16 protein-coding genes are annotated in these 18364 nt (G+C 73.4%); 2 read left to right on the top strand and 14 right to left on the bottom strand.

Going from position 1 to position 18364, the window contains the following annotated elements:
• A partial coding sequence (locus GWI24_RS21990) for a cobalt-precorrin-6A reductase (RefSeq protein ID WP_210947634.1) occupies nt 1-645 on the bottom strand: 645 nt, incomplete at its 3' end.
• Between the two features lie 59 nt (nt 646-704).
• Here GWI24_RS21990 and GWI24_RS21995 point away from each other — a divergent pair.
• Nucleotides 705-1853 carry a cobalt-precorrin-5B (C(1))-methyltransferase gene (locus GWI24_RS21995; protein ID WP_210947635.1) on the top strand — a complete coding sequence of 383 codons (1149 nt, stop codon included), beginning with the start codon at nt 705-707 and terminating at the stop codon, nt 1851-1853.
• Nucleotides 1854-2382: 529 nt separating this feature from the next.
• On the opposite strand, the gene cobM is transcribed toward GWI24_RS21995, so the two are convergent.
• The 13 genes from cobM to GWI24_RS22060 all read right to left on the bottom strand — a co-directional run bounded on the left by cobM (nt 2383) and on the right by GWI24_RS22060 (nt 17538).
• The gene (gene cobM / locus GWI24_RS22000; protein ID WP_210947636.1) at nt 2383-3153 is read right to left on the bottom strand and encodes a precorrin-4 C(11)-methyltransferase; all 771 of its coding nucleotides are present in this window, start codon (nt 3151-3153) and stop codon (nt 2383-2385) included.
• Nucleotides 3150-4448 (bottom strand): precorrin-6y C5,15-methyltransferase (decarboxylating) subunit CbiE, encoded by a 1299-nt coding sequence (gene cbiE, locus GWI24_RS22005; protein ID WP_308343909.1) that lies wholly within the window; start codon nt 4446-4448, stop codon nt 3150-3152. Before cbiE ends, cobM begins: the two co-directional genes overlap by 4 nt.
• 50 nt (nt 4449-4498) lie before the next feature.
• Nucleotides 4499-5305 carry a DapH/DapD/GlmU-related protein gene (locus tag GWI24_RS22010; RefSeq protein WP_210947637.1) on the bottom strand — a complete coding sequence of 269 codons (807 nt, stop codon included), beginning with the start codon at nt 5303-5305 and terminating at the stop codon, nt 4499-4501.
• A gap of 104 nt (nt 5306-5409) precedes the next feature.
• On the bottom strand, nt 5410-6168 hold the full coding sequence (locus GWI24_RS22015; protein ID WP_210947638.1) for a (2Fe-2S)-binding protein: 759 nt from the start codon (nt 6166-6168) through the stop codon (nt 5410-5412).
• Nucleotides 6161-7213, bottom strand: a complete 1053-nt coding sequence (gene meaB / locus GWI24_RS22020) for a methylmalonyl Co-A mutase-associated GTPase MeaB (protein WP_210947639.1) — start codon at nt 7211-7213, stop codon at nt 6161-6163. The genes GWI24_RS22015 and meaB overlap by 8 nt, the downstream gene beginning before the upstream one ends.
• On the bottom strand, nt 7213-9441 hold the full coding sequence (scpA, locus tag GWI24_RS22025; RefSeq protein ID WP_210947640.1) for a methylmalonyl-CoA mutase: 2229 nt from the start codon (nt 9439-9441) through the stop codon (nt 7213-7215). Before scpA ends, meaB begins: the two co-directional genes overlap by 1 nt.
• Nucleotides 9441-11324, bottom strand: coding sequence for a methylmalonyl-CoA mutase small subunit (gene mutA / locus GWI24_RS22030; RefSeq protein WP_210947641.1), 1884 nt, complete (start codon nt 11322-11324; stop codon nt 9441-9443). The genes scpA and mutA overlap by 1 nt, the downstream gene beginning before the upstream one ends.
• A gap of 334 nt (nt 11325-11658) precedes the next feature.
• A complete protein-coding gene (locus tag GWI24_RS22035; protein WP_210947642.1) occupies nt 11659-12900 on the bottom strand; it encodes a cytochrome P450 in 1242 nt (413 codons plus the stop codon).
• Nucleotides 12901-13094: 194 nt separating this feature from the next.
• Entirely contained in the window at nt 13095-14279 is a 1185-nt protein-coding gene (locus GWI24_RS22040; RefSeq protein WP_210947649.1) for an MAB_1171c family putative transporter, read from the bottom strand.
• On the bottom strand, nt 14272-14934 hold the full coding sequence (locus tag GWI24_RS22045) for an ImmA/IrrE family metallo-endopeptidase (RefSeq protein ID WP_210947643.1): 663 nt from the start codon (nt 14932-14934) through the stop codon (nt 14272-14274). The genes GWI24_RS22040 and GWI24_RS22045 overlap by 8 nt, the downstream gene beginning before the upstream one ends.
• Nucleotides 14921-15448 carry a helix-turn-helix domain-containing protein gene (locus tag GWI24_RS22050; protein ID WP_210947644.1) on the bottom strand — a complete coding sequence of 176 codons (528 nt, stop codon included), beginning with the start codon at nt 15446-15448 and terminating at the stop codon, nt 14921-14923. The genes GWI24_RS22045 and GWI24_RS22050 overlap by 14 nt, the downstream gene beginning before the upstream one ends.
• A gap of 280 nt (nt 15449-15728) precedes the next feature.
• Nucleotides 15729-15899, bottom strand: coding sequence for a hypothetical protein (locus tag GWI24_RS22055; protein WP_210947645.1), 171 nt, complete (start codon nt 15897-15899; stop codon nt 15729-15731).
• 181 nt (nt 15900-16080) lie between these two features.
• Nucleotides 16081-17538 (bottom strand): FAD-dependent monooxygenase, encoded by a 1458-nt coding sequence (locus tag GWI24_RS22060; RefSeq protein ID WP_210947646.1) that lies wholly within the window; start codon nt 17536-17538, stop codon nt 16081-16083.
• A 112-nt stretch (nt 17539-17650) separates the two neighbouring features.
• On the opposite strand from GWI24_RS22060, the gene GWI24_RS22065 reads away from it, so the two are divergent.
• Complete coding sequence (locus tag GWI24_RS22065; protein WP_210947647.1) at nt 17651-18247, top strand: TetR/AcrR family transcriptional regulator C-terminal domain-containing protein; 597 nt, start codon at nt 17651-17653, stop codon at nt 18245-18247.
• Nucleotides 18248-18364 lie beyond the last annotated feature (117 nt).

Genomic DNA, 18364 nt, shown 5'->3' on the forward strand with positions numbered 1-18364 from the left:
GGCCGCGGCGAGTTTGGGGGCGGTGGCGTGGGCGCCGCTGTCCTTGGTGACCAGCACCTCGATGCGATGGCGGCGCAGCAGCTCCGCCTCGCCCTCGAGGGTGAACGGGCCGCGGTCGAGGATCACCTCCATCCGGGGCGGGACCGGCGGTTCGGGCGCGTCGACCGAGCGGACCAGGAACCACTGCCCGGTCAGATGGGCGAAGGCGGCCAGGCCCATCCGTCCCGTGGTGAGGAAGATCCGCTCCCCCAGGTCGGGCAGCAGCCGCGCGGCCTCGGCCAGCGAGCCGGCCGAGTGCCAGCGGTCGCCCGGACCGGGTACCCAGCCGGGGCGGCGCAGGGCGAGCAGGGGAACATGGACGTCTGCGGCCGCCCGGGCCGCGTGGGAACTGATCGTGTCGGCGAAAGGATGGGTGGCGTCGATGAGCGCGTCCACCTGGTGCTCGCGGAGCCAGCGGGCCATGCCCTCGGCGCCGCCGAACCCGCCGATCCGCACCTGCCCCACGGGCAGCCGCGGCGCGGCGACCCGGCCCGCGAGGGAGCTGGTGACGCGCAGCGCGGGCGCGTCGGCGAGCTCCTCCGCGAGGCGGCGCGCCTCGGTGGTGCCGCCGAGGATGAGCACATGGCGCGCCGGTGCGCTGTTCATCGGGATCGGGTGCCTTTCGTCGTCCGTGCGCCCGTCATCGTATGCGCGGCGGCCCGCCCATGGCTGAGGCGGAGACGACGGCCGAGGCGACCGGGGGGCGGGGCGCGCAGCTGGAGCGGTCGGGGCTGCGGCACGGCTGGACCACCGGGGCGTGTGCCACCGCCGCGACCACGGCCGCGTACACCGCGCTGCTGGGCGCGGAGTTCCCCGATCCGGTGACCATCGAACTGCCCAAGGGGCAGCGGCCCGCGTTCGCGCTCGCCGCCGAGGAGCTGACGGCTGACCGGGCCATGGCCGCGGTCGTCAAGGACGCGGGGGACGATCCGGATGTGACCCACGGCGCGCTGGTCAGGGCCACGGTACGGGTTCTGCCGCCCGGCCGCGGAGTGGTCTTCCGGGCCGGTCCGGGCGTCGGTACGGTGACCCGGCCCGGGCTGCCGCTCGAGGCTGGCGAACCGGCCATCAACCCCGTGCCGCGCCAGATGATGCGCGACCACATCGCCTCGGTCGCGGCGCGGTACGGCGGAACCGGTGACGTCGAGATCGAGATCTCCGTGGACCACGGCGCGGAGATCGCCCGCTCCACCTGGAATCCGCGGCTGGGCATCCTCGGCGGGCTGTCCATCCTCGGCACGACGGGCATCGTCGTGCCCTACTCCTGCTCGGCCTGGATCGACAGCATCCGGCGCGGGGTGGACGTCGCCCGCGCGGCCGGGCGCACGCATGTCGCGGGCTGTACGGGCTCGACGTCCGAGAAGGTGGCGGTGGACGTGCACGGGCTGCCGCAGGACGCGCTTCTGGACATGGGCGACTTCGCGGGCGCGGTCCTGAAGTATCTGCGCCGCCACCCGGTGGACCGGCTGACGGTCGCCGGCGGCTTCGCCAAGCTCTCCAAACTGGCCGCCGGCCATCTGGACCTGCACTCCTCACGGTCGCAGGTGGACAAGGGCTTCCTCGCGGAACTGGCCCGCCGGGGAGGGGCCGACGAGAAGCTCGCGGAGGCGGTGGCCACGGCCAACACCGGCCTTGAGACGGTGCAACTGTGCACCGCCCGCGGCGTCCCCCTCGGCGATCTGGTAGCGGCGGCGGCCCGCGACACGGCCCTCGGGGTGCTACGCGGGGCGCCGGTGGCCGTGGACGTCATCTGCATCGACCGCGCCGGTACGATCGTGGGCCGCGCGGAACCCCGCGGCCCCCGGGCACGCTGACCCACGTCGCCGCGCGGGAGGCGGCACGCCCCGGTGCCGCGCGGGAGGCGACACGCCCCGGGTGCCGCGCGGCGGTGCCGACGGCTTCGGCCGCCGGTACGACACGCCGGGGAGTCGTACGGGCCGTCGCGCCCACCACGCTGCCGCCCAGGCAGAGGCCCTCGTCACCACGAACGCAGCATGCCAGGCACAACACGCCCAAGCGATGCCGCACACGGGACACCGCACGGACGCCCACTGCGCGCCACTGCGGGCAAGCACCGCACCACGCCGGGTGTGCGGATCGCCTCACTCACAACCCGCCCCGCCGCACACGGCGCCGCCACCTTTGCCACGCCGGACACGACGCGCCACGCGCCCACCGCGCACGCGAGGCCGCCCCCGGGCCCGCCGCACACTGGTCACCGCGCAGCCCGACACGCCAGTCCGCCACACACGGCGCCGACGCCATCGCCACCGCGGACTTGGCGCGCCGTGCGCGGTGCGGCACCACGCGGAACCACGCACGACGCGCGCCGGGGCGAGGGCCTCAGGGAGCGGCCGGGGAGCCGGGGGCGCCTGGGCGGGGTCTGGTCGGGGAGTAGAGGTGGCTGTCGGGGAACTGGGCGGCGGCCAGGGTGTGGCCGACGATGATGACCGCCGTGCGGACCACGCCCGCCGCCTTCACCTGGGGCGCGATGTCGGCCAGGGTGCCGCGCAGGACCAGTTCGTCGGGGCGGCTGGCCATGGCGACCACGGCGGCCGGGCAGTCGGCGCCGTAGTGCGGGAGGAGTTCGGCGACGACGCGGTCCACGTAGCGGGCGGCGAGGTGCAGGACGAGCAGGGCGCCGCTGCGGCCGAGGGTGGCCAGGTCCTCGCCGTCCGGCATGGGGGTGGCCTGCTGGGCGATGCGGGTGAGGATGACGGTCTGGCCGACGGTCGGGATCGTCAGTTCGCGCTTCAGCGCGGCGGCCGCGGCGGCGAAGGCGGGGACGCCCGGGACCACGTCGTACGGAACGCCGACCGCGTCGAGGCGGCGCATCTGCTCGGCGACGGCGCTGAAGACCGACGGATCGCCGGAGTGGAGGCGGGCCACGTCGTGACCCGCCTCGTGGGCGGCGACCAGCTCGGCGGTGATCCGGTCCAGATCGAGCTGGGCGGTGTCGACGAGGCGGGCGTCCGGCGGGCATTCGGCGAGGAGTTCAGCGGGCACCAGGCTGCCCGCGTACAGACACACCTGGCAGCGGGCCAGGGTCCGGGCGCCGCGCACCGTGATCAGGTCGGCGGCGCCGGGGCCCGCGCCGATGAAGTACACCGTCATCGTGTTTCTCCTTGAGCGGCTTCGACGGATCCCTCGGGATCGGCGGCGTCCCCGCCAGGGCCTCGGGAAGCGAGCGGTTTGGCGGCGGACCACTGGGTGACCGGCATCGCCTGCCGCCAGCCGGTGAACCCCCCGACCGGGGTGGCGTGGGAGACGGCGAGGCGGACGAGGTCGCCGCCGTGGCGGCGGTACCAGTCGGCGAGCAGCGCCTCGGACTCCAGGGTCACGGTGTTGGCGACGATCCGGCCGCCCGGCGGCAGGGCCGCCCAGCACGCCTCCAGCACTCCGGGGGCGGTCAGGCCGCCGCCGATGAACACCGCGCCGGGGGTGGGCAGCCCGGCGAGGGCGCCGGGCGCGGCGCCGGTGACGACGGTCAGCCCGGGCACACCGAGCGCGGCGGCGTTGCGGCCGATGCGCTCGGCGCGCACCGGGTCGCGTTCGACCGAGACCGCCCGGCAGGTGCGGTGGGCGCGCATCCACTCCACCGCGATGGAGCCCGAGCCGCCGCCGACGTCCCACAGCAGCTCGCCGGGGGCGGGGGCGAGCGCGGCGAGGGTGGCGGCCCGCACATGGCGCTTGGTCAGCTGGCCGTCGTGGTCGTACGCCGCGTCGGGCAGCCCCGGGGCGAGCGACAGCGGCCGGGCACCGTCCGCCGGGGCGCAGTCGACGGCGATGACGTTGAGGGGGTCGCCGGGCGGATGGGGCCACTCCTCGGCCGTGCCCTCCACACAGCGCTCCCGCGCGCTCCCCAGCTGCTCCAGCACCCGCATCCGGCTCGGGCCGAAGCCGCGGTCCCGGAGCAACCCGGCCACCTCGGCAGGGGTGTCGGCGCCCGCGCTGAGCACGAGCAGCCGCCGTCCGGCGTACAGTTCACGGTTCAGCGTGGCCAGGGGGCGGCCGACGAGGCTGACCACCTCGGTCTCCTCCAGCGCCCAGCCGAGCCGCGCACAGGCCAGGGAGACGGACGACGGATGGGGCAGCACCCGCAGCCGCTCGGCGCCCAGCAGCTCGGCCAGGGTGCGGCCGATGCCGAAGAACATGGGGTCACCGCTGGCCAGCACGGAGATCCGCCGCCCGGTGTGCGCGGCGAACAGCCCGGGGACGGCGGGGCGCAGCGGGGACGGCCAGGGCACCCGTTCGCCGGGGCACTCCGGCGGCAGCAAGCCCAGATGGCGCCGTCCGCCGATGACCACCTCGGCCGTGCGCAGCGCCTCGCGGGCGGCGGGGCCGAGCCCCTCCCAGCCGTCGGCGCCAACGCCGATGACGGTCACGGGGGGAGGCGGCGGCGGGCTCACGGTGGTCACCTTCGCGGGTCGGGGACGGTCCACGAAACTCTACTGACCTGCTACGACGCCCCGGCCCCCGGCTCCCGCTCCAGCCCGTGCTCCTCCACCTCGAGGTCCCGCTCCCCCGCCCGCTCCCGCTCCCGCTCGGCCAGCGCGAGCAGTTGCTCCACGGTCATGTCCTCGGGGATCGGCACCGGCGCCGGGGTGCGCAGCGGCGGCTGCCAGCCCTCGTCCGGGGCCCAGCGCCGTATGACCCGGGCCGGCGCCCCGGCCACCACCGCGTGGTCGGGCACCTCGCCCCGTACGACCGCGCCCGCCGCGACCACCACATTGCGGCCCAGCCGCGCCCCCGGCAGGATCACGGCGCCCGCGCCCAGCCAGCTGCCGGGGCCGATGTGGACGGGCGCGGAGCGTGGCCACTGGCGGCCGATGGGCTGCTCCGGGTCGTCGTAGGAGTGGTTGTCGCTGGTCACATAGACGTACGGGCCGCAGAAGACATCGTCTCCGAACTCCACGCACACGGAGGCGATCACATGGCTGCCCCGGCCCAGCACCACGCCGTTGCCGATGCGCAGCACCGGTTCCGGGCCGAGGTCCACATCGGGCATCATGCCGGCGGTGAGGGTCACCTGCTCGCCGATGACACAGTGCTCGCCGAGCTCGATCCACGGTTCGCCGAAGAGGGTGCCCTGGGGGAACGCCAGCCGGGTGCCGACGCCGATGCGGCCGAAGCGGTACGGGCCGGGGCGCTCGGCGGTCACCGCGCCGGCCCGCTGTACGGCGCGCCAGCCGCGGTGGACCAGACTGGAAGTGACGCGTCCGCACCAGCCTCGCCAGGATGAGAACACGTTCTCGTTCTTCGGCATTCGCTCACCGTATCGGCCCGTCGGGAGAGCGTCTCCACCGGGAGACCGTCCCCCCGGGAGACCGGCTGCCTCAAGAGACCGGCTGCCTCAGGAGAGTGTCCGCCTCACCCCGGCGTCCCACGCCCACTCCCCCGCCCCGGCGCCTCGCGCAAGACGCAGTCGCCGCACAACCCGCCGCCCGGCACCCGGTAGTAGAGACAGCAGGTGCGGCGCCGATAGCCGAGCGGCGCGGTGCTCAGGGTGCCGGCGTCACTCAGCGGCGGGTGGTCGAGCTGGGCGCGCGCCAGCTCGACGGCCCGGTCCGCCGCCTCGGCGAGGCCGTGCGCCCGGCACCAGTCGTGCAGCACCCGCAGCGAACCGGTCAGCGCCGAGGCCGCGTTGCCCCACAGCAGCCGCCCCGAGACCCGGTACGCCCGCTCGACGGCGCGGTGCAGCGGCATCAGATGGACGAACGCCGCTGTGCCCAACTGGCCGGCGAGTCCTCCCGGTTCGCCCATCACGGACGGCGCGCCGGGCCACCACAGGTCGTCGGGGGCGACACGCCCGGGGTTCCACCACAGTCGGTCGGGCCGGAGGTGGGGCACCGCGCCGGAGAGGGCCGCCGGGCCGAGCGCGAGCGACCACACCCGGGCGGCGAGCCCCTGGAAGACGAGCGAGGCCGCGACCCTCGGCTCATCGGTGCGCAGACTCGCGGCGACCGCCTCGACACGGCCGCGCAGCACCGGCCCGGCGGCGCCCGCGCCGGTCAGCCGGTACGCCTCGCCGATCCGCGCGTACCCCTCCGCACCCGGATCGCCGCTGCCGGTGCGCAGCGCGAAGAACGGCCCGATCCGCGCCGCGTCCGGCGGCGGCGCCTCATCCACCGTCGGCCGGGACCTGAGGCGCTCCACCGTCGACCGGGCCCTGAGGCGCTCCACCGTCGACCGGGCCCTGGAACGCCTCCAGCAGCCGGTCCGCCGCCAGCGTGGCCGTCAGCGCGCCCTCGCGGACCCGCTGCTCCAGCTCGGGCCCGAGCCGCCGCACCTCGGGGTGGGCGTGCAGCCGCGCGAGCAGCTGGTCGCGCACCATCGACCAGGTCCAGTCCACCTGCTGGTCGCGCCGCTTGGTCTGCAGCGCGCCCGTGGCCTCCAGCACCCGGCGGTGCTGCTCCAGGCGCTCCCACACCACATCGAGCCCGGTGGACTCGCGGGCGCTGCAGGTGAGCACCGGCGGGTTCCAGGGCGCGTCCGGCGGCTGCAACAGCCGCAGCGCGCCCGCCAGTTCACGGGCCGCCGACTTCGCGTCCCGCGCGTGCGGTCCGTCGGCTTTGTTGATGGTGACCACGTCGGCCAGCTCCAGAACGCCCTTCTTGATGCCCTGCAGCTGATCGCCGGTGCGGGCCAGGGAGAGCAGCAGGAAGGAGTCGACCATGTTGGCCACCGCGGTCTCGGACTGGCCCACGCCCACGGTCTCCACCAGCACCACGTCATAGCCCGCGGCCTCCATGACAACCATGGACTCGCGGGTGGCGCGGGCGACCCCGCCCAGCGTCCCGGCGCTGGGCGAGGGCCGTACGAAGGCGCTGGGGTCCACCGCCAGCCGCTCCATCCGGGTCTTGTCGCCCAGGATGGAGCCGCCGGTGCGGGTCGACGACGGGTCGACGGCCAGGACCGCGACCTTGTGGCCGACCCCGGTGAGCATGGTGCCCAGGGCGTCGATGAAGGTGGACTTGCCGACACCTGGCACCCCGCTGATACCGATCCGCCGGGCCCCGCCGGTGTGCGGGAGCAGCTCGACCAACAGCCGCTGGGCGAGGTCGTGGTGGTCAGGGCGGGTGGACTCGACGAGCGTGATCGCACGCGCGATGTACGCGCGCTTGCCGTCGAGCACGCCCTTGGCATACTCCTCGATGTCGATCGTCCGTGGCATTACAGCCCGTGGCCGAGGTCGGCGGCCAGCTTCCGCACCAGGTCGTGGGCGGCGTCGGGGATGACCGTGCCCGGCAGGAAGACGGCGGCGGCGCCGGCCTCGTGCAAGGTCTGGACGTCCTGCGGCGGGATGACCCCGCCGACCACGATCGTGATGTCCTCGCGCCCCGCCTCGGCCAGCTGCTCGCGCAGCGCGGGCACCAGCGTGAGGTGGCCGGCCGCGAGCGACGACACGCCGACGATGTGCACATCGGCCTCCACCGCCTGCCGCGCGACCTCCTCGGGGGTCTGGAACAGCGGGCCGACGTCGACGTCGAAGCCCAGGTCGGCGAAGGCGGTGGCGATCACCTTCTGGCCGCGGTCATGTCCGTCCTGGCCCATCTTGGCGACCAGGATGCGGGGGCGGCGGCCCTCCTCGCGCTCGAACGCCTCGACCAGCGCGCGGGTGCGGTCCACGCCGGACGACGGTCCGGCCTCGTCTCGGTACACACCGGAGATCGTACGGATCTGGCCGGAGTGGCGGCCATAGACCTTCTCCAGCGCGTCGGAGATCTCGCCCACGGTGGCCTTGGCACGGGCGGCGTCCACGGCCAGCGCCAGCAGATTGCCCTCCAGGCCGGCGCCCGGCCCGGACTCGGCGGCCGCGGTCAGGGCGCGCAGCGCGTCCTGGCAGACGGCCTCGTCGCGCTCGGCGCGCAGCCGCCGCAGCTTCTCGATCTGCTGGGCGCGCACCACGGAGTTGTCGACCGCGCGGACCTCGATCGCCTCATCGCTGTCCACCCGGTACTTGTTGACGCCGATCACCGGCTGGCGCCCGGAGTCGATCCGCGCCTGGGTGCGGGCCGCGGCCTCCTCGACGCGCAGCTTGGGGATGCCCGCGTCGATGGCCTTGGCCATGCCGCCGGCCGCCTCGACCTCCTCGATGTGCTGCCAGGCCCGCCGCGCCAGGTCGTACGTCAGCTTCTCGACGTACGCGCTGCCGCCCCACGGGTCGATGACCCGGGTGGTGCCCGACTCCTGCTGGAGCAGGATCTGGGTGTTGCGGGCGATGCGCGCGGAGAAGTCGGTGGGCAGCGCGAGCGCCTCGTCCAGGGCGTTGGTGTGCAGCGACTGGGTGTGGCCCTGGGTGGCGGCCATGGCCTCCACACAGGTGCGCGCCACGTTGTTGTAGACGTCCTGGGCGGTCAGCGACCAGCCGGAGGTCTGCGAATGGGTGCGCAGGCTGAGCGACTTGGGGTTCTTCGGGTCGAACTGCTTGACCAGCTTGGCCCACAGCAGCCGCGCCGCCCGCAGCTTGGCGATCTCCATGAAGAAGTTCATGCCGATGGCCCAGAAGAACGACAGCCGGGGCGCGAAGGCGTCCACGTCCATCCCGGCGTCCAGACCGGCCCGCAGGTACTCCACACCGTCGGCGAGGGTGTACGCCAGCTCCAGATCGGCCGTGGCCCCGGCCTCCTGGATGTGGTAGCCGGAGATGGAGATGGAGTTGTAGCGCGGCATCCGCTGCGAGGTGAAGGCGAAGATGTCGGAGATGATCCGCATCGACGGCTGCGGCGGATAGATGTAGGTGTTGCGGACCATGAACTCCTTGAGGATGTCGTTCTGAATGGTCCCGGCCAGCTTCTCGGGCGGTACGCCCTGTTCCTCGGCGGCCACGATGTAGAGCGCGAGCACGGGCAGCACCGCGCCGTTCATCGTCATCGACACGCTCATCCGGTCCAGCGGGATGCCGTCGAAGAGCTGCCGCATGTCGTAGATGGAGTCGATGGCCACGCCCGCCATGCCGACGTCACCGGTGACCCGGGGGTGGTCGCTGTCGTAGCCCCGGTGGGTGGGCAGGTCGAAGGCGACCGACAGGCCCTTCTGGCCGGCCGCGAGGTTGCGGCGGTAGAAGGCGTTGGACTCCTCGGCGGTGGAGAAGCCCGCGTACTGCCGGATGGTCCAGGGCTGGTTGACGTACATCGTCGGGTACGGGCCGCGCAGATAGGGCGCGGCGCCGGGGTAGGTGCCCAGGAAGTCGACGCCCTCGAGGTCCTCGGCCGTGTAGAGCGGTTTGACCCCGATGCCCTCGGGGGTGTCCCACACCAGGTCCTCCACGCCCTTGCCCACGCTGTTCTGCAGCGCGGCGGCCCAGTCACCGGAGCCGGGCACCGGGCCTTCGGCCGGTCCGTCCAGATCGACCGCCGAGAAGTCCGGGATCTTCCCCGGCTCCACCGGAGAGCCCGTCATCACGCCACCCCCATGGTGTCCAGAGCCGAGGAGAGCACCTCGACCGCGTCGCAGCCCGCGAAGACGTATCCGTCCACTCCGGCCCGCTCGTACTCGTCCTGTTGTGCCCCCGGCCGTCCGGCCAGGTAGACCCGGGTCGCCCCGGCCGCCTTCAGTCGCTCGGCAACGGCGGCCGCCTCCTCCGCGTACAGCTTGTCGCTGGAGCACAGGCAGGCCACGCGGGCGCCGCTGGCGGTGAACGCCTCGGCGACCGTCTCCGCGGTCACCGTGACCGGCTCGTGGACCGCCTCGATCCCGCCCGCCTGGAAGAGGTTGGAGGTGAAAGAGGCTCGGGCGGTGTGCGCGGCCGCGGGGCCCAGCGCGGCCAGGAAGATCCTGGGCCGGCCGCCCTCGGCCGCCAGATGGGCGTCGGAGCGGGTGCGCAGCGCCTCGTACGCCTCGTCGCGGCGCACCCTCGGCAGTCCGCCGCCGGGCTGCTCGGGCGCGGGCTCGCGCTCGACGGGCCGCTCGGCGAGGTTCGGGAACTCGCTGACGCCGGTGATCGGCTCCTTGCGGCGGGCGAGGGCGCGGCCGCGGCGGGCCCAGGTCTCCGCGAGCCGGTCGCGGACCAGCCCGGAGGCGAGGGCCGCGGCCATGCCCCCGGCGCGCTCGATCTCCTGGAACCAGGCCCAGGCGGCGCGGGCGACGTCGTCGGTGAGCTTCTCGACGTACCAGGAGCCGCCGGCCGGGTCGATCACCCGGGCCAGATGCGACTCCTCCAGCAGGATCGTGGAGGTGTTGCGGGCGATGCGCCGGGCGAAGTCGTCGGGGAGGCCGATGGCGCTGTCGAAGGGCAGCACGGTGACCGCGTCCGCGCCGCCGACGCCCGCGGCGAGGGTGGCCACGGTGGTGCGCAGCATGTTCACCCAGGGGTCGCGCCGGGTCATCATCACCGGCGAGGTCACCGCGTGCTGGCGCTGGGCGCGCGCCTCGGAGGGCGCGCCGCACGCCTGCGCGACGCGCGCCCACAGGCGCCGGGCGGCCCGGAGCTTGGCGATGGTGAGGAACTGGTCGGCGGTGGCCGCGTAGCGGAACTCCAGCTGCGCGCAGGCGGCTTCGACGCTCAGCCCCTCCCCGGTGAGGGTGCGCAGATACGCTACGGCGGCGGCGAGGGAGCAGCCGAGCTCCTGGGCGGCCCCGGCCCCCGCCTCGTGGTACGGCAGCGCGTCCACGGCGAAGGCCCGCACCCCCGGGTGGTCGCGGTCGCAGGTCAGCGCGAGGTCGGCGGCGGCGGCCAGCTGCCCGGCCAGGCCCTCGTCGCGTCCGGTACGGGCCGCGAGGCCCAGCGGGTCCGCGCCGAGGTTGCCGAGCGCGGCGCCGGGCGGCACTTCGCGGCCGGCGTAGAGCCGCAGCAGGGCACGGGCGGCGTCCTCGAAGTCGGCGCCCGCGTCGAGGGCGACGGTGGCGAGGTCGAGATAGACCCCCTTCAGCGCCTCGGGCAGGGCGTCCACGGGCACCCCGGCCGCGCCGACGGAGAGCCAGACCGAACCGGCGCCGTTCTCCAGGTCGGCGAGGATCGCCTGGTTGGTGCGCGCCGGATCGGGGTGGGCGTGGCGCTGGCGCACGTCCCAGCCGGACACGGCGGAGCCCTCGGCCCGGCCGCCGCGCACGAAGGGCGCGAAGCCGGGGAATCCGGCGTCCTCGGGGGCGTCGTCGGCGGTGTAGAGGGGATGGACGGTGATTCCGTCCTCGAGTGCGGTCGCGAGGGCCTCTTCGGCCTCGGCGCCCACGGCGTCCGAGGTGCCGGTTTTACGCAGCACGCCTTCGACGAGGTGGCGCCATTGGTCTCGCGTCACTTCCGGGAAATCGTCGGCTAGGGGAAGCCCGTCGGGCAGGACCGTCATAGGAGGAGGCTAATGGGGTCCGCTAAAGCCGGAGCAGTGGTCAGGGCTGTGAGCTTACTCTCTAGTGATCTCAGGGGTGAGCCCTAGTGATCTCAGGGGTGAGCCTAGTGATTTCAGGGGTAGCGGCCGCCCACCGCCGGGGTGCGTGAGGCGGATGGGCCCGTCGCGCCCGAGTCGCGGCAACGGACCGGGCACACGCCCCACACCCCGCATGACGCTCCGGACACACAGAGGCCCGCCCGGTGCGACGGGGGATGCACACCGGGCGGGCTCGAAGACCTTTTTACCGCATCGGCGGGGGGTTATGCATCAAAAACCTGTTCGCTTCCCCCGTTCACCATGCGACAGGCAGCGAGATCAGGCCACGCGCGCGGATCGTCGGCCGCCACCGGAGCCGCTCCCTCGGGACGTCCAGCCGCAGCCCCGGGAAACGGCGAAGCAGCGCGGCCAGAGCGGTTTCCATCTCCATTCGGGCCAGCGGCGCGCCGAGGCAGTAGTGGATGCCATGGCCGAGCGCAAGGTGACCGGACCGGCCAAGATGTGGATTGAACTCGTCCGGATCCTTGAAGTGGGCCGGGTCACGGTGGGCCGAGGCCGCCGACAGCAGCACGGTCTCCCCGGCGGGGATGGTCACACCGCCGATCTCGATGTCCTCCAGCGGGAAGCGGCGGATCGCCAGCGACGCGGGGCCCTCGTACCGCGCCAGCTCGTCGAAGGCGGCCGTGAGACCGCTCGGATCCTCGCCCAGCTCCTGGAGGACCATGGGGTGGTCGAGCAGGGTGAGCACCGAGTTGGCGATGAGATGGACGGTGTTCTCATAGCCCGCGAGGAGGATGAGGAAGGCGAGCGAGGTCAGTTCGTCCTCGCTGAGCCTGCCGTCGCCGTTACCATCGCCGTCCCCGGCCTCGTCGTCACGGACCCGGATCAGATCCGAGAGCAGATCGTCCGCGGGCTCGGCGCGCTTCTTCGCGATCAGCTCGGTGTAGAAGCGCAGCATGCTGCCGACCGCTTCCTTCGCCGCCCGCGGCCGCGCCGGATCGGGGGTGATCAGGGCGTCGCTCCAGGCCCGGAAGTCGCGCCGGTCGCGCTGCGGGACGCCGAGCAGATCGCAGATGACGATGATGGGCAACTGCCCGGCGTAGGCGGCCAGGAGGTCCGCGCGGCCGTCGGGCTCGATGGCGTCGAGCAGCTCCTCGGCGACCCGCCGGACCGGTTCGCGCATCTTCTCCACGCGGCCGGGGGTGAACGCCTTGACCACCAGCCGGCGCACCCGGGTGTGGTCCGGCGGGTCCATGTTGAGCAGATTGGCGTCGAGGGCGGGCGGCAGGGAGAAGCCGCTGAAGTTGCCCGGCGCGGCGTGGCGCTTGTCCAGGGCGAGGCGCGGATCGGCGAACAGCCGCCGCACATCCTCGTAACGGGTCACCAGCCAGGCGGGGCGTCCGTCGGTGCCGGCGATCCGATGGACCGGGCCGGCCTCGCGCAGCTTGGCCAGGGCCGGGTGGAGGTCCTCGATCAGCGCGGCGGTGTCAACGAGCTCCGGGCCGTCCGTTCCGGCGGCGTTCGCGGTGTTCTGCATGGATCCCGACTCTAGGCCGTGGCGTCCCCGGTGCCTGGACGGGTGGGCCATTCCAGCCCGTCCAGGCGATGTGCACGCCGGTGGTGAATGGTGGTGGCCGGGAGGCGGCGCCGGGGCTGAATCTCCCCGGCGCCGCCTGTGCCACGGGCGGCCCCGACCCCCGTCCAGGGCCACCTCGTCTGTGATCCCCCCGTTCACCGCCGCTGGGCGGCGGTCTCCTCTCTCAGTTCCGCGAGCACCTCGTCCACCAGCGGCAGGTGGTAGACGTCGGCGACACGGGCCAGATGCTCGTGCTCGTCCACCAGTTCGGCCCCTGTCGTCACCACCACGCTGTCCGCCGCGGATTCCGGCACATGTCCGTCTGCTTGATTCAGCAAACCGCGTCTGAGCGCCGCTGCTTCCACTACGGCAGCAAGTTGCCAATCGTCGAGTCGCGCCGCGCCGCCCTTGACATGCGCAATCTCCAGCGCGCGGGCCTCCACATGACGCCGTACGCCGCGCTGGACGTCCCGGATCTCCGCCATCTGACGGTTGGCCCGCCACTCCAGATCCGCGAACGGCCACCAGCCGGTCCATCGGGACTGCCCCATGGACACCTCGGGGGCCTGCTCGGTGACCTCCCGCCACAGCGGCCGCAGCCTCCGGAAGCGGCGCCACGCGGAGGCCCGCGGGCCCACGGCGGGGATGGCGAAACCGGCCAGCACCAGGAGCGCCGCGACGGACGCGGTCAGCGGGGCCACTCCGTTGGAGAGCCAGTACAGCTCATGGCCCGCCCAGGAGAAGACGAAACCGATCAGCTTGCAGGCGCAGTACGCCAGTCCCAGCCAGCATCCGGCGGCCAGCACCCGCAGCCCCCGGGCCAGCCATGAGCCGCGCAGGGTGGCGGCATAGCGCGGGCACAGGATGCCGAGCCCCGCCAGACCGGCTCCGAAAATGGCCAGATACAGCACCAGGAAGAGGACCACTCCGGGGGCGTCGGCGTAGGCGGTGCTGAAGTCGCGGGGGTGCTCCACGGCGTCCGGACGGCCCACCGCGAAGCCGACGATGGCCACGGTCCACGCCACGGCCACGACGGCGACCACCGCGCGGGGCGGCACCGCGGAACCCGTCCAGCGCAGCAGCAGCACCAGGGCGCCGGTGGCGAACACCACGACGGAGGAGTAGAGGAAGACCATGGCGAGATTGGCGACGCCCACCAGCCCGTCGAACCAGCGGTAGACGCTGGGCGCGGAGAGCAGGAACACGTTCGCCACGGCCGCGGTCATCACACACGCCAGGCCGAGATCGGCGTTGCCGCGGTCGCGGAACCAGGCCCGGGCCTTGTAGCCGGCCATCGCCCACGCGGCGGCGCCGAAGCACAGATAGACGAGGTCAAACACCGGCGTCACCGCCCGGTTCACCGCGTACGCCATCGGTACGGTCAGCCCCGTCGGTACGCACATGGCGCAGCGCCGGGCCCAGCGCCGCGGCGAGTTCGGCCGCCCGGCCCCGGAGCGGCAGCCCGTGGTCCGGCGAGGTCGGCACCACACGCTCCATCAGGAGGGTGCCCAGCACCTCGGTCTCGCGCTCGGTGAGGTTGTCGTAGCAGTGGTGGCGGGCGAAGTCCGGGGTCATCCCCAGCCGGCGCATCGCGGTGGTCACATCGACCGACGGCGTCCACATCCGCAGCGCGTCCTCGGTGACCGCCGGGTCCTGCTCGTGTCCGAGCAGCAGATGGCCGATTTCATGCAGCACGATGTGGATCTGGTGCCAGGGGGACGTCCTGAGCTCGTAGAAGATCCAGTAGTCCTCGTCGGTGGAGGCGGTCATGCCCGAGACCACACCGCCCAGGCTCATCGGCACCAGATGGACGGGGCGTCCGACGCGGCGGGCCACGAGGTCGCACAGACCGGGCAGGTCGGTCGAGGCGGGCAGCCCGAGCTCCTTGATGAGCTGCTTGCACCGCCGCCGTATCCGGCCCACTCGCATGCCTGTACCACCCTCGTTTCCGGTCCGCCGCCAGGAGGAGAACAGTTCCGGGTCATCGACGGCCATTCGTCGCCTCGCCGTCCGGACCGCCCGAACCGTCCGCCTCTCCGGCGCCGTTCGTACCGGGCGGCTCGGGCGGAAGGTTCATCTGCTGCCGGAACTGGGAGATGATCGTGGTGAGACTGTCCTGGACCTCTGGCGGGAGGCCCACGGAGCGCAGCGCGATGCTGCGGACCCGCTTGTCGCGCATGGCGACGAGGAACCGTACCTCCTCCTCGACCCGCTCCGCCTGCGAAGGCGACAGATCGCCCAGCAGATAACCGACGGGCACGGCGAAGAACTTGGCGAGCGCCCGCAGCACATCCGGGCTGGGGTTGGTGCGCCTGCCGTTGCGCAGCATCGACAGATACTGCTCGGTCAGGCTCACCCCGCCGTACTCCTCGCCGCCGCTGATCTCCTCGGCGACATACGCGTTGGTGTACGGCGCGCCCGGCGGGTGCATGGTGGTGAACAGGTAGTTGAGCCGGTCCGCCAGCGGGCTGCCGGCCGTGCCCGGTGTCCTGTCGGCACCCGCTGCCATCTGCGCCCCCTCACGGCTGCTCCCGGGCTCGCACACCCTCACGGTTGGTTAAGGCGGACGACGCCGCGCGATGCATCTTGCCATGTGCGTCGCGCGGTACACCAGCCCGGTCCCGCATCGTGGGGGTGGAGGACTTAACTACCAGTTGGTAGCTGAGCCAGAAGGGTGATCCGTCAGGCGAGGGAGGCGACCGGTCGACGACCGGGATGTCCGCTTGTTGCCAGCGGCCGCGGCCGGGGGACCGGTGCCCTCCCTCACTCTCAGCGCAGGCGCCGGGCCATCAGTCCACGCTCTGGAGGATGTGCGGCTCGGCGAGGTCGTCCTCGTAACCGGCGAGTCGAATCGGCGCGGAACGCGCCCATACCTCCAGACTGCCCACCTCCACGGCCTGCACGAACCGCCCGCTGTTATCGGCGCGCCCGTCGTCGCTCTGTGCTTGTTCGGGGGTCACCGCACACTCCCTCGTGTCGGCTGAACCGGATCTGTCGTCAGATTAACCAGCGCCTGAACGCTCCGCGCGTCGATTCTCAGGGAGTGGACAACGAGCCGCCGCCGGGACCGCGTTCCGCGCCCGGTGGCCGCGGGGAGCCATCCGTGGTGAGCTGGTACGTACGGGATCCACCGAACTCGTCTCACTTGGTGGACAGCGCGGTATCCCAGGCGACATGGCCGTCGGGGCGCACCAGGACCGTCCGCCGCCCCGCCCAGCCGTCATGGGTGGTGGTCGGGCGCGCGGTCACGGCCCGTATCCGGTCCGGGCTCCCGGCGATCGCCCCGGCGGTGGCGAGGGCGTCGCCCGGTTCGCGTCCCGCATCGCCCTCCGAGCCGAGGTGGAGCAGCACGAAGCGCCCGTCGGCCAGGAGCGGATACAGGCTGGGCTCGGGCGCGCCGTCCAGCCCGAGGTCGGGCGCCCGGGTGTCGGTGAGCCGGTCGGCCGCCGCGTCCGCCGGGTAGGCCACGTCCAGGGCGGAGAGTTCCCCGGCGAACTGCCGGTTCACCGCCGGATGGGCGGCCAGGAACCGGCCGAACACCGAGCGCAGGGCCTGTACGTCGGGCGTGTGCGTGGCGCCGAGCACGGTCTGGGCCTGGGTGTTCTCCAGCAGCGCGGCCCCCACGGGGTGGCGCTCGGCGTGGTAGGTGTCCAGCAGCCCGTCGGGCGCGCGGCCCTGGCACCCGGCGGCCAGCTTCCACCCGAGATTGAAGGCGTCCTGGAGCCCCACATTGAGGCCCTGGCCGCCCATGGGCATGTGCATATGCGCCGCGTCTCCGGCGAGCAGGACGCGGCCGTCGCGGTAGCGGGCGGCCTGCCGGGCGGCGTTGCCGAACCGGGACAGCCAGCGGGGTGCCCGCATCCCGAAGTCCGTGCCCGCGACCTGGCGCACATAGCCGCGCAGCTCCTCGAAGGTGAGCGGCCGGTCGGCGGGGATGGTGAGGGACTCCCTGGTGGAGCCCGCGATGCGGTGGTGTCCGCCGGCCAGCGGGACGATCAGGAAGCCCCCGTACTCGTTGTCGACCGAGGGGACCGACGGCGGCGCGTCGAGCACCACATCGCCGAGGAAGCCGGTGACCGTGGCCCCGGTGCCGGGGAAGTCGATCCCGGCGGAGGTCCGTACGACGCTCCCGGCCCCGTCGCAGCCCACCACCCACGCCGCGCGCAGGGTGTACGTCCCGTCGGGGCCCGCCACGTCCACCTCGGCGCCGTCCGCGTCCTGGCGCACCTCCAGCGCCCGGTGCCGCCAGTGGATCTCCCCGCCCAGCGCCCGCAGCCGCTCCTCCAGCAGCTGCTCGGTGCGGAGCTGCGGCAGGACCAGCGTGTACGGGAAGCGGGTGTCCAGCACGGAGAAGTCCAGCCGGACCGGCAGCCCGCCGTAGTGCCCGGTGGGCATGGGCACGCCCTCGCGGAGGAACGGCTCGGCGAGACCGCGCATCGCCAGCACTTCCAGGCTGCGCGGATGCAGGGTCAGCGCCTTGGAGTGCGGGCTGCGGGCGGCCGCGCGCTCGATCACGGTGACGTCCACGCCCACCAGCCGCAGCTCGGCGGCGAGCAGCAGCCCCACGGGTCCGGCCCCCACCACGACGACGTCGTTCACCACACCATCTCCCTCGCTCTGCCCGAATCCCGGCCTCTTGATCCAGGATCAATGACCTGGCCCCAGTAGACTTGATCCCGGATCAAGACGCAAGCGGAGGGAGAGCGACGGCATGGGCCTGGACCGCACGGCCGTGGTGACAGCGGCACTGGAGCTGCTCGACGAGGCGGGGCTGGACAAGCTCACGATGCGCAAGGTCGCCGAGCGGCTGGGCGTGCAGCTCAACACCGTCTACTGGCACGCCTCCAGCAAGCCCCGGCTGCTGGAGCTGATGGCCGACGCGATGCTCGAGGGATGCGCCGACGCGCCGCTCCCGGAGCCCTGGGACGAACGGGCGCAGACGCTCGCCCACCGCTATCGCGCCGCACTGCTGTCCCGCCGGGACGGGGCCCGGGTCGTGGCCGGGACGTATGTCGCCGAGGAGCACACCCTGCGCTTCGCGGACGCCATGACGGGCGCGTTCCTCAGCGGTGGCCACGGCCCCGCGGAAGCGGGCTGGCGGACCTGGTCGCTGGTGTACTTCACACTCGGCCTGACCCAGGAGGAGCAGGCCGCCCAGGGCATCGGCGGCATGGAGCCGCTGCTGCGGGCGGCCACCGCCGAGCGCTTCCCCTCCCTCGCCGCGGTCACCGAACACTTCGGCGACTTCGAGCACCGCTTCCGGCATGGCATCGGGCTGATCGTCAGGGGACGGGAAGCGAGAGCGTAACCCGCCCGCTTCCGGGCCAGGAGATCCGAGGTATTGCCGCGCCCGCACTCGCGCGGGCGCCATTTCCGCCCGCCACCCTCGCCGTCCATCCGATGTTTATGACGCCCGAGGGGTTCC

This window comes from Streptomyces sp. MK37H (assembly GCF_018035285.1).
In the GTDB taxonomy this organism is placed as follows: domain Bacteria; phylum Actinomycetota; class Actinomycetes; order Streptomycetales; family Streptomycetaceae; genus Streptomyces; species Streptomyces endocoffeicus.

Coding starts and splice junctions, on each gene's coding strand:
- scpA (WP_210947640.1), bottom strand. CDS start 9,441: ATGACGGGCTCTCCGGTGGAGCCGGGGAAGATCCCGGACTTCTCGGCG.
- cobM (WP_210947636.1), bottom strand. CDS start 3,153: ATGACGGTGTACTTCATCGGCGCGGGCCCCGGCGCCGCCGACCTGATC.
- GWI24_RS22035 (WP_210947642.1), bottom strand. CDS start 12,900: ATGCAGAACACCGCGAACGCCGCCGGAACGGACGGCCCGGAGCTCGTT.
- GWI24_RS22065 (WP_210947647.1), top strand. CDS start 17,651: ATGGGCCTGGACCGCACGGCCGTGGTGACAGCGGCACTGGAGCTGCTC.
- GWI24_RS22010 (WP_210947637.1), bottom strand. CDS start 5,305: ATGCCGAAGAACGAGAACGTGTTCTCATCCTGGCGAGGCTGGTGCGGA.
- meaB (WP_210947639.1), bottom strand. CDS start 7,213: ATGCCACGGACGATCGACATCGAGGAGTATGCCAAGGGCGTGCTCGAC.
- mutA (WP_210947641.1), bottom strand. CDS start 11,324: ATGACGGTCCTGCCCGACGGGCTTCCCCTAGCCGACGATTTCCCGGAA.
- GWI24_RS21995 (WP_210947635.1), top strand. CDS start 705: ATGGCTGAGGCGGAGACGACGGCCGAGGCGACCGGGGGGCGGGGCGCG.
- GWI24_RS22050 (WP_210947644.1), bottom strand. CDS start 15,448: ATGGCAGCGGGTGCCGACAGGACACCGGGCACGGCCGGCAGCCCGCTG.
- GWI24_RS22045 (WP_210947643.1), bottom strand. CDS start 14,934: ATGGCCGTCGATGACCCGGAACTGTTCTCCTCCTGGCGGCGGACCGGA.